Source organism: Mesorhizobium sp. M0306, assembly GCF_040321655.1.
GTDB lineage: Bacteria > Pseudomonadota > Alphaproteobacteria > Rhizobiales > Rhizobiaceae > Mesorhizobium.
In genome coordinates this window covers 1-9,818 of record NZ_JAMYRY010000063.1, presented here as the reverse complement: position 1 = coordinate 9,818, position 9,818 = coordinate 1, and the positions used below count along the sequence as shown (strand labels likewise).

Genomic DNA, 9,818 nt, shown 5'->3' with positions numbered 1-9,818 from the left:
CTCTCGGCCTGAGCTGGGGCCCAACGAACATAGAGTTCCGGTGGACGAACCGGGGTCCAGTCGTAATTGAAGTCAATCCGCGCCTTTCCGCTGGGATCATTCCCCCAGTGATACAGTTCGCTTATGGTGTCGACCTTGTCACTGAGCACATCAAACTTGTCATCGGCGACGAATGGGATTTGCGCAGAAGTCATTCGCGCACCGCGGCCGCGCGGGTCCTGCTTCCTGATCGTGATGGTACCCTCGATTGGATCAGTGGTGATCGGGCGGCAGCAGTGCCGGGTATCGTCCAGGTCAAATTCTATGTTGAACCCAAGACTTCGATCGTCAGGCGAGGGGATACTCGAGACTGGATCGGACATGTCGTCGCCGCCTCACCCAGCCGTGCTCAGGCCGAGGCAATACTTCAGCGTGCCGTCGGTTTGGTCGATTGGTCGATCACACCATTCCCGATCCTTAGCGAGTAGAAACTATATGCGGGCCTTGGCTGGAAAACGCTGATTTGACCCCCGCGCCATCTTCCTCGACAGAAACTTGGCAGCGTGGTCCTTGAACAACGACGGATGCTCTCCCGAGATTCCGCCGCCTAACAATGCCAAGAGTACGGGGATCACGGACGTAGCTGTGGATAGCGAACTGCACGCCGTGGCCTGTCGCCTCCGTCCGGCCGGCAATTCCGCCTTTCGAGAGCCCGTTACGCAGGCGCGCTCGTTGATGACATTCGTGGGATTAGCGCAGCGGAATTCGTCGACCATCCAGGCCATCTCCCGCTCGCTCGTACCCGCATCCGGAGCCGACATGTTGAGGCCGGGGGTGATCAGGCCGCGCTTGGCAAGCTCCTGTGTAAAGCAACGGGTGGTGTCGTTCTCGCTCTGCTGCGAGCAAGCATCGTCATACGCATACAGGGAAAATGACGTTCTTTAGTGCAATCCGCCAACCGGTCCCGTAAAACGGGATACTCACCAGAGGTGCCGTCATTTTGCTGCCCTCTGCGATAACACCCGGAGCTTCGCCGCCGTCTGGCTAGCCCTCGTCACTTAGCGATCAGGCAGGAATGCCAAAGCCTGGAACGTCTTTCGACGGCTCGCGCAAGCTTTCCAGCGCATGTTCTTTTGTCGCGCCGAATCCAATCCCCAGCGGCCGACCCGTATACCGTGAGATTCGCTTTGGAGAAGGCAAGTGGAAATGTTATCAAGCAGCAACAAAAGTTTCTTAGAACTGGTTGAGAGTTTATAATTATTTTATTTACACATACCAGTCTGCGCTATAATATTAGTATAGGTTCCGAAAATAGACATGAATTGAGAGTGATTAAATGACGAATCGACGATTCACTTCTGACTCATCGCAGAAAATCGAAACATACTTTAGTCATGATTACTTGCATTTTGGCAACGTAGTCCATTCAATAGAGGCGAGTGATCGAGAAGTAGAGGCAATTTGGGCGCTTCTTGAACTAGGACAAGCTAGCTCAATTCTTGAAATCGGGTGCGGCTACGGTCGGATTACAAATCGATTAGCCAAGAAAGGAGCCCAGGTAACCGGGCTGGACGCATCTCCTACCCTTTTAAAAGAGGCGGAAGCTCGTGCAGCCGAACTTCATGTAGGCGTAGAATATGTTCTCGGTGATATGCGCTCACTTCCATGGGAAAATCGTTTTGATGCGGCTTTGCTTTGGTACACCACATTTGGCTATTTCGATGATGTTGACAATGAGAGAGTTCTTCATCAAGCAGCCTCTGCTCTTCGAAAGGGAGGGCGCCTGCTAATTGATCAGCACAATCGCTTCGCTATGATACGCGACAGAGCGCGCACCTGCGACGTTTTGCAGTGTGGTGACGATCTAAGAATCGATATTCTAGATTACGACGCACTGACCGACCGTCGAAATGTCGAAAGGGTCATCGTTCGTAACGGAAACGTTAGACGCACACGTATTTCGATCAGACACTATGGATTTTCTGAATATGTTCGCATGTTGCGCAGCGCGGGATTCGAGACTGTGGACGCTTACGGGCAGGAAGGCACGCAGTTCACATCCTATGGGCCCCGCCTCGTAATTGTCGCACATAAATAATACCAGCGGCGCTGATTTCTGACTCGCGCGTCGTGATTACTCTACGGTGCGATCTATGATTGAACTTTAGACCGCTGCCGCGGTAGCTGATGCGCGGGTCTGGCCTGAGGAGGCCCCTGTCTGAGAAGATTTGGTGTCGAGCGAACCTTCCAGACAGGAGACCCCCAGATGGCCCAGATAAGCCCTCTGCGTCAGCGGATGATTGAAGATCTGACGATCCGCAATTTGTCACCGGAGACGCAGCGATCCTACGTGCATCACGTGGCGAAGTTCAGTCGATTTTTTGGACGATCACCCGATCAACTGGGATACGAAGAGGTGCGCGCCCAATGGTCATTCGCATCGAGCAGGGCAAGGGCGGCAAGGACCGCTACGTGATGCTGTCGCCGCAGCTGCTGGAGATTTTGTGCGTCTATTGGCGGTTGACCAAGCCGGGGCGATGGCTGTTTCCCCGGCGCGATGGCCGCGGCCCGATCCACCCACAGACCTTGGGGATCGCCTGTCGAGCAGCCTGCGAGTTCCTGGGCGTTGAGAAGCGGGATCGCGGTAGGGACGCCCATTGCTGAGCGCCCCCCGCACAGATCCGTACGAGCCCAATTAAGGCATACGGCTCCTACCTCGGGTAATTGACGGCGAAGCGCTGGTGCGGCCAAGGATGAAGGATGCGCGGTTTGGGCAGCCAGTCGTTGGCCAGCCGCGTGATCCGCTCCCAGGTCATGGCGTCCTTCTGGCTGCGGCGCCGAAGCGTCCGGCTCCAGAGTTCGGTGAGGAAGAAGCGGAACGTGACCAGCGCCTGACTGTTGGTCGGCACGGCGTGATAGTTGAAGTAGCCCTTGACGACCTGTCCCAGCCATTTGCCCTGATCGGGGATAGGCTGGTACATGCGCTGTCGCAGTTCCTGCTTGATGGCTTGCAGCTTCGCCCGCATGCGGTCGCGCCAGGTTTTCCGTTTGACCAGGAATTTGCCCGGGCGCGACCGTCCACAGATGAAGATGAAGCCCAGGAAACTGAAGGTCTCCGGTTTGCTGAGCCCACGCCGCTTGCGGTTCGCCGCCGCATGGCGGCCGAACTCGATCAGGGGGGTCTTGTCCGGATGCAGTGACAGCGCAAACGCCTCGAACCGTTCGCGCATCGCCTCCAGGAAGCGCCGGGCGTCCGCCTCGTGCTCGAAACCCACGATCATATCGTCGGCGTAGCGTACGATGATGACATTGCCCGTGGCCTCGCGCCGTCGCCAGCGGTGGGCCCACAGGTCGAAGACATAGTGCAGGTAGACGTTGGCCAGCAGCGGTGAGATCACCGACCCCTGTCCCGTCCCCTGATCACTGGTTGTCACGACCCCGTCTTCCAGGATGCCCGCCTTGAGCCATTTGCGGATCAGGCGGAGGATGCGCGGATCGCCGATCCGGTGCTCCAGGAAACGGACCAGCCAGTCCTGGCTGACGCTCCCGAAGAAGTCCCGTATGTCGGCGTCCAGGACGAAGTTCACCTTGGTACTGGTGACCCCCACCACGAGCGCGTCCAGCGCACCGTGTGCGCCACGCCCGGGTCGGAACCCGTACGAGAACCCGAGGAAATCTTCCTCGTAGATCGCGCTCAGCACCGCGGCCGTCGCCCGTTGGACGATCTTGTCCTCCAGGGCGGCGACCGCCAGCGGGCGCTGCCGTCCGTCCGGCTTGGGGATGTAGACCCGCCGGCCCGGCTGCGCCCGATACGCTCCCCGCTGGCCCCTTGCATGCAGGTCTGCGAGCTTGCGCTCCAGGTCTGCCGCGTAAGTCTGCCACGTCAGGCCGTCCACGCCCGCAGAGGCGCTCTTCTTCAGATCGAAGAACGCCGTTTCGAGCAGCTCGCGGCTGAGATGGTGGAACAGCGTGGTGAACCTCTCCTTTTTCCTTTGCCTTGCTGCTTGCCGTATGCGTTCCAGCGCCTGGGACACACTTATCCGGTTCTGCGCCCGGTGCGTGCTTTGCTGGCCCGCATTCCCCTCGGTCCCCGCCCTTGGCTCCACCGGCTCCGCAGCGGATCGATCCGCCTTGTTCGTCGGCTCCCAGCTACTACGGCAGGGTCTGACTTCCCACGTTCGTGCATCATCGGCTACGGCTCCTCACCTTCCCGATGCGGGCCGCTGCAACAAACACGCAGCGGCCAAACCTGGGACCTCCCGGTTCCCGTACAAGGAGCGTCTGCACATGCCAGGGTCCGCGACCACGCCGGACCAGACGAGAGCTCGCATGACGCGCCCGTTCATATTGCCTTCGGCTCTGTCAACGGCGTCGGCGCCCGGATTTGTGCCTTTCGCGGCTCGATGGCTGGCCTATGCTCTCCCCTGCCGACGCTTCGCCCCTGCCCTCACGGACAGCGACGCACGGCTCGGGGCCGATGTGGGGCGCTACTCCTTCATCGCAGTGGACTTTCACCACATACTCCTTGCCGGTCTCCCGGCGCTCTGACGGTGCACACCCTTCGCCACAGCTTCGCCACCCACCTTTTGGAAGCCGGCACGGACAAGGATCATTCAGGTGCTGCTTCAGAGACGAAGGCATCGCTTTGCCCGTTAAGTCGCATGACGCAGAGGGGCGCTTCATCGCCTGGAAACTGCCGCTCTACAATACCGTGCACAACATTCTGACCAACCCGGTCTATGCGGGTGCCTATGCCTTCGGGCGCACGACAAGCAAGGTCATCATTGAGGAGGGCCGCAAACGCGTACGCCGCGGGCTGCGGCGCCCTCAGATGGAATGGGACGTCCTGCTTAAGGACCAGCATGAAGGCTACATTCCGTGGAGCGAGTTCGAGAGTAACCAACAGGTGATTGCCAATAACGCAATCGGCAAAGGCAGTGCCACCGCCAAAGGAGCGGTACGGCGCGGGGGCTGATTCTCGCGGGGCTTCTGCGTTGCGGCCATTGCGGCCGTAAGATGTATGTCGCTTATAGCGGCAAGGCGGGGCGCTATCACTGCCGGGGTGCGCTCGTCAATCATGGCACCGAGCAGTGCATCTCGTTTGGCGGCTTGCGCGCCGATGAGGCTGTCGGCGCCGCGGTTCTTGGTGCCTTGAAGCCGCTCGGCATCGACGCCGCAACCAAGGCGCTCGAGGTTCAAGTGAGCGAGACGTCAGCCGCACAAAGGCAGCTAGCGCTGGCACTGCAGCGGGCGCGTTACGAGGCTACCCATGCGCGTCGGCAATATGATGCCGTCGACCCGGCCAATCGTCTGGTCGCTTGCGAGCTGGAGCGCCGCTGGAACAAGGCGCTTGAAGCCGTGCACGAGATCGAAGGCGAGATTGCCGCGCTCGAGGCGCGAAGACCATCTCTGCTGGGAGAGAAGGAACGGGATCAGCTGATGCGGCTCGGCGCCGATCTGGACCTCGCCTGGTCGTACCGGCAGCAACATCTGCGACGCGCAAGAGGATCGTTCGGGCAGCCTTGCGCGAGATCGTCGTCCGTATCGAAGATGGCGTCTCGAGATGGTCCTGCATTGGCAGGGAGGGGACCACACCGCATTGAAGTTGAAGATGAACACCGTCGGCAAGCATCGCTGGACAGTCCCCGAGGATACTTTGACGCTGGTTCGCGAGCTGGCGCGTCTGATGCCCGACCGCCAGATTGCGCGGCTCCTCAATCGAGCCGGCAAGCCGACAGGGCGAGGCAACGGCTGGACCCAGGCGCGGATTTGTTCGTTCCGCAGCCATCACGGCATTGCCGTCCACCGCGCCAGCGAATGGGCTGAGCGAGGCAAGATTACGCTTGAAGCTGCCGCGCAAATCATGGATGTGAGCGTGATGACGGCGCTGCGCATGGCCCGGCTCGGCATCATCAAAGGGCGGCAAGTGTGTTATGGTGCGCCCTGGGCGTTCAAGACGGCGGATATCCCCGCCTATCGCACGCGGAATGCGCCGCAGCGTCCGCTAACAGCCGATCCCGCTCAACGCGCTTTGATTTTCAATGACATAGAAAGTGAGCATTATGACGGGTGGCTGCTGGGCCATCGCAGCCTGGCGACGACGACACTATACGCCCAGGTCTCAACGGCTGTGATCGGCCGGACCGCCAGTCCTTTTGACCAACTCCACATGGAGATCACGCCGTCCGGCTGAGCCGCGCGCCATGCGCCCGGATCTGGAAGTGGCGGATGTATTCCACCGTCACGGGGTTGATTATCGCCGCGACCATGCCAGCCATCTCGGGCGTGTCGAGCGCCGGGTCCTGGCCGCGGTGGAGGCGTGCCGGACCGCGGCCCTGGGCGGTCACGCCGAACACTGCACCGACTGCGGTCTCGTGCGGCAAGCCTATAATTCCTGCCTTATGGGCAGATCCAGTAATGGGGAGCTGGCGTGCTGGCATCGGCATTTTTCGGTGAATTGTTGCGCTTTTTGTCTCCATAACAGCGCGGTCCTGCGCCTCCGTCGGCTCGGCCACTGATGGCCGGTCAGAAACGGAGACGAACATGTTGGAGACTTACTTCTCGGCGTCCAAGCTGCTGGGGCATCTGCGGAGCGGGCCAAGCGGACCATACCTTGACGGTTTCGCAGCCGCGCTCGAGCGGCAGGGTTATAGTGCCGGCACAGCCGCGCGGTATTTGCGGGCGGCAGCGCATCTCGGCCATGTCGTGGCTCGGCAATGGGCAATGCCCAGCGACATTGATCTAGCGGTGTTCAGCGAGCACTTGCGCACTTGTGGATGTCCGCGCGCCATGGGAGGGCGTCGCAACCACCACACCATTTTCGGCGCCAGGCTCTTTCGCCAGCACCTTGTCGAAATCGGCGTTTGCGAGTCCGCCGCTGCCGCATTGCAGTGTGCCGAGCCATGCCTGGTGGCTCACTTCAAAGTGTGGCTGCGCAAGCACCGCGGGGCGTCCGATTCCACCGTCAAGCTCTACGCCCGCGACGCCGCCCACTTGATGGCGGCACTCGGGGACGATCCAGAGCGGTGGGGACCAGCCGCTATTCGCAGCTTTTTCCTGGACCGGGCGAGCCATTGCGGCAATGGAACCGTCGAGAAGTTGACGACCAGCCTGCGCGCGTTCTTGCGGTATCTTGCTGTCGAAGGCCGCTGCCGAGCATATCTCGCCGATGTCGTTCCTGGCTCTGCCCATTGGCGGCTTGCCGACTTGCCGCGATATCTGGCGGCGGAGCAGGTGAACCGGCTGATCGCGGCATGCGATGGCGAAGTCGTTGCGCGCCGGCGTGATCGCGCGATCGTCCTGCTCCTGGTGCGCCTCGGGCTGCGGGCCTGCGACGTGGCGCAACTCCGCCTCGACGACATCGAGTGGGAGACGGGCTCGCTGCGGGTCTCGGGCAAGTCGCGCTACGAAGTGCGTCTGCCGCTTCCGCAAGACGTCGGAGATGCGATCGCTACCTACCTCGTGTGCCGCCCTTCGACCTGCCCGAGCGATCACGTGTTCCTGCGCAATATCGCGCCGTTTCGGCCGTTCCGGAACGGTGACGGCATCTCGTCGGTGGTGAAAGGCCTCATGCAGCGGGCCGGCATCGTGGCGCCAGCCAAGGGGGCGCACGTCCTGCGACACACGGCGGCGACCGAGATGCTGCGCCATGGCGTTCCGCTCGAGAAGATCGGGTTGGTCCTGCGGCACCGAGGTATCGACACGACGGCCCATTACGCCAAGGCCGATGTCACGCTCCTGAAGCAAATCGCGCAGCCCTGGCCGGAGGTTCTCTGATGTTGAAGGCCATCGAGACTTATCTGGCGCTCCGCCGTGCCACTGGATTCGCGATGCTGAATGCGGAATACCTGCTCAGGAGCTTTGCCGCCTTTGCGATCGAGCGCGGGCAAACGCATGTCCACACGCAAACCGCAATCGATTGGGCGGCGCGCGGACCGTCTGTCGCGCAACGCGATGCCCGGCTGAAAGCCGTCTGCCGCTTTGTGCGTCATGTCCGGGTTGAAGACGCCCGGCATGAGCTACCGCCGGTCAATCACTTCGGTGCCCGCAAGACGCGGCGCTCGCCGCATATCTACTCAGCAGCGGAGATCGATCGCCTGATCGAGGCCGCCTTCGGCTCGACCCAAAGGCGGCTTGCGCTCACGGACCTATGCGACATTGATCGCACTGCTCTCAGTCACCGGGTTGAGGATCTCCGAAGGCGCTAAAGTTGACGGTCGCCGACGTGACGCGCGACGGCTTGCTGATCCGCGAGACCAAGTTCCGGAAAACCCGCCTGGTGCCGCTGCACGACACGGCAGTAGCGGGCTTGAAGGGCTATCTGGCGCGTCGCCGGCCCTGTTCCGAGATTGATCCAGCGTTCGTTGACGCACGTGGTCTGCCGCTGTGCTATATTGCGGTCAAAGAGACCTTCGACAGGCTGGTCGGCAGGGCAGGTATCGTGCCGGCGGCGAAGCGCCGCCCGCGCCTGCACGATCTGCGGCACACGTTTGCGGTGCGCGCGCTGCAAGGCAGTCCGGCGGATCGAAGTCGAAGCGGCGCCCATATGGCGGCGCTTGCGACCTACATGGGTCACGTCAACATTTATGCGACCTACTGATACCTGGAGGCCACCGCCGACCTCATGCGCGACGTCGCCGCGGCCGGTGAAGGGTTCCTCACCGAAGGGAGGCAACCATGACGCCGATTGCTCCCCTCATCGAAGCATTCCTCGATGAGACACTCGCTCGCCAGCGGGGCGTCAGTCGGCATACGCGCGACTCCTATGCGCTGAGCTTCCAGCTGCTCTTCATGTTCGCTGCAAAGAGGCTGAAGGTCACGCCATCGGCGCTGACGCTGGAGCAACTCGACGCCGGCCTCATCAGCGCCTTCCTGGAGTATCTCGAGGACAAGCGCAAAAACGCGCCGGTGACGCGCAATGTCCGGCTGGCGGCCATCAAGTCCTTCTTCCGCTTCCTCGAATACAGGCAGCCCGCAGCCCTGGAGCATATCCGCCGCGTCCTGGCGATCCCATTCAAGAAGACGGATCGGCGTCTGGTCCCCTTTCTTCTGCGGGAGCTGCAAGCGGTGCTCGACGCTCCGGATCCCGGCACGCGCGATGGCATCCGCGACCGGACTATGCTGCATCTGGCGGTTTGTGCGGGTCTGCGCGTGTCCGAGCTGACGGGGTTGAAGCTCGAGGACTTCGACCTGTCGTCGATGAGCATTCGTGTCCTGGGCAAGGGACGGCGGGAACGGACGCTTCCCTTGTGGAAGACCACGGCCGCAGCCCTGCGCGCCTGGCTCGCCGTTCGCGGGCGGGTCGCAGCACCCGAGGTGTTCGTCAACGCCCGGGGGGTGCCGCTGAGCCGATGGGGCTTCGCCTATCTCCTCAAACAGCATGCAGCGACCGCCGCTCGAGCCCATCCTGGCCTCGACAAGAAACGCATCTCGCCCCACGTGCTCAGGCACACATGCGCGATGATCGTCCTGCAAGCGACGCCTGTCGCTGTGGTTGGGGCACGCCACTCTGACGACCACTGAAATCTACACGCGTGGCGATCCGACAGAAAAGCTCGACGCCATGGGATCAATCGTTCCACCACATCTGCGGCGCGGCGCGTTCCAGCCGTCCGACAGGCTCATCGCGCTCCTCAAGCGCCCTTCGTAATGGTGAGTCGGGTTGGCGGCGGTGGACAGAAGAGCGCGATCAAGTCGCCGCCAGCTCCCCATTACTGGATCCGCCCATAAGGCAGGTAATGGGCGTCGCCCATTACCTGCCGCAACCGCCACTGCCCTAAGATCCTATGGGCTGGTGGATAGCGACCTGCCGTCGGCAGAATGGCGTTGCTAAACCCACT

9 protein-coding genes and 5 pseudogenes are annotated in these 9,818 nt (G+C 61.5%); 11 read left to right on the top strand and 3 right to left on the bottom strand.

From position 1 onward, the window contains the following. A pseudogene (locus tag NKI95_RS33525) lies at positions 1-467 on the top strand (ATP-grasp domain-containing protein); the annotation flags it as partial. A gap of 37 nt (positions 468-504) precedes the next feature. On the opposite strand, the pseudogene NKI95_RS33520 reads toward NKI95_RS33525, so the two are convergent. Further along, positions 505-857 (bottom strand): annotated as a pseudogene (locus NKI95_RS33520) (Glu/Leu/Phe/Val dehydrogenase dimerization domain-containing protein); the annotation flags it as partial. 458 nt (positions 858-1,315) lie between these two features. Here NKI95_RS33520 and NKI95_RS33515 point away from each other — a divergent pair. Both NKI95_RS33515 and NKI95_RS33510 read left to right on the top strand, forming a co-directional pair. Beyond that, complete coding sequence (locus tag NKI95_RS33515; RefSeq protein ID WP_352722113.1) at positions 1,316-2,077, top strand: class I SAM-dependent methyltransferase; 762 nt, start codon at positions 1,316-1,318, stop codon at positions 2,075-2,077. Between the two features lie 168 nt (positions 2,078-2,245). Beyond that, a pseudogene (locus tag NKI95_RS33510) lies at positions 2,246-2,616 on the top strand (phage integrase N-terminal SAM-like domain-containing protein); the annotation flags it as partial. A gap of 74 nt (positions 2,617-2,690) precedes the next feature. Here the strand turns inward: NKI95_RS33510 and ltrA are convergent. Next, on the bottom strand, positions 2,691-4,013 hold the full coding sequence (gene ltrA / locus NKI95_RS33505; RefSeq protein WP_352722112.1) for a group II intron reverse transcriptase/maturase: 1,323 nt from the start codon (positions 4,011-4,013) through the stop codon (positions 2,691-2,693). 611 nt (positions 4,014-4,624) lie between these two features. Here ltrA and NKI95_RS33500 point away from each other — a divergent pair. After that, a complete protein-coding gene (locus tag NKI95_RS33500; protein ID WP_352722111.1) occupies positions 4,625-4,954 on the top strand; it encodes a recombinase family protein in 330 nt (109 codons plus the stop codon). Further along, a pseudogene (locus NKI95_RS33495) lies at positions 4,951-5,091 on the top strand (recombinase zinc ribbon domain-containing protein); the annotation flags it as partial. The gene NKI95_RS33500 and the pseudogene NKI95_RS33495, both read left to right, overlap by 4 nt. 117 nt (positions 5,092-5,208) lie before the next feature. Here the strand turns inward: NKI95_RS33495 and NKI95_RS33490 are convergent. Further along, positions 5,209-5,469, bottom strand: a complete 261-nt coding sequence (locus NKI95_RS33490; protein ID WP_352722109.1) for a hypothetical protein — start codon at positions 5,467-5,469, stop codon at positions 5,209-5,211. Between the two features lie 121 nt (positions 5,470-5,590). On the opposite strand from NKI95_RS33490, the gene NKI95_RS33485 reads away from it, so the two are divergent. The 6 genes and pseudogenes from NKI95_RS33485 to NKI95_RS33460 all read left to right on the top strand — a co-directional run bounded on the left by NKI95_RS33485 (position 5,591) and on the right by NKI95_RS33460 (position 9,501). Further along, positions 5,591-6,172, top strand: coding sequence for a DNA-binding protein (locus NKI95_RS33485; protein WP_352722108.1), 582 nt, complete (start codon positions 5,591-5,593; stop codon positions 6,170-6,172). 10 nt (positions 6,173-6,182) lie between these two features. Further along, positions 6,183-6,377, top strand: a pseudogene (locus tag NKI95_RS33480) (transposase zinc-binding domain-containing protein); the annotation flags it as partial. A gap of 325 nt (positions 6,378-6,702) precedes the next feature. Then, complete coding sequence (locus NKI95_RS33475; protein ID WP_352722107.1) at positions 6,703-7,755, top strand: tyrosine-type recombinase/integrase; 1,053 nt, start codon at positions 6,703-6,705, stop codon at positions 7,753-7,755. Further along, entirely contained in the window at positions 7,755-8,186 is a 432-nt protein-coding gene (locus NKI95_RS33470) for a site-specific integrase (RefSeq protein ID WP_352722105.1), read from the top strand. The genes NKI95_RS33475 and NKI95_RS33470 overlap by 1 nt, the downstream gene beginning before the upstream one ends. Positions 8,187-8,188: 2 nt before the next feature. After that, positions 8,189-8,578, top strand: coding sequence for a tyrosine-type recombinase/integrase (locus NKI95_RS33465; protein ID WP_352722103.1), 390 nt, complete (start codon positions 8,189-8,191; stop codon positions 8,576-8,578). 77 nt (positions 8,579-8,655) lie between these two features. Next, the gene (locus NKI95_RS33460; protein ID WP_352722102.1) at positions 8,656-9,501 is read left to right on the top strand and encodes a tyrosine-type recombinase/integrase; all 846 of its coding nucleotides are present in this window, start codon (positions 8,656-8,658) and stop codon (positions 9,499-9,501) included. The last annotated feature ends 317 nt before the right edge of the window (positions 9,502-9,818 follow it).

Excerpts from the sequence above, each read along its gene's own strand:
- NKI95_RS33515 (WP_352722113.1), top strand. The coding sequence starts at position 1,316 with ATGACGAATCGACGATTCACTTCTGACTCATCGCAGAAAATCGAAACA.
- NKI95_RS33490 (WP_352722109.1), bottom strand. The coding sequence starts at position 5,469 with ATGTTGCTGCCGGTACGACCAGGCGAGGTCCAGATCGGCGCCGAGCCG.
- NKI95_RS33485 (WP_352722108.1), top strand. The coding sequence starts at position 5,591 with ATGAACACCGTCGGCAAGCATCGCTGGACAGTCCCCGAGGATACTTTG.
- NKI95_RS33475 (WP_352722107.1), top strand. The coding sequence starts at position 6,703 with ATGCCCAGCGACATTGATCTAGCGGTGTTCAGCGAGCACTTGCGCACT.
- NKI95_RS33470 (WP_352722105.1), top strand. The coding sequence starts at position 7,755 with ATGTTGAAGGCCATCGAGACTTATCTGGCGCTCCGCCGTGCCACTGGA.
- NKI95_RS33460 (WP_352722102.1), top strand. The coding sequence starts at position 8,656 with ATGACGCCGATTGCTCCCCTCATCGAAGCATTCCTCGATGAGACACTC.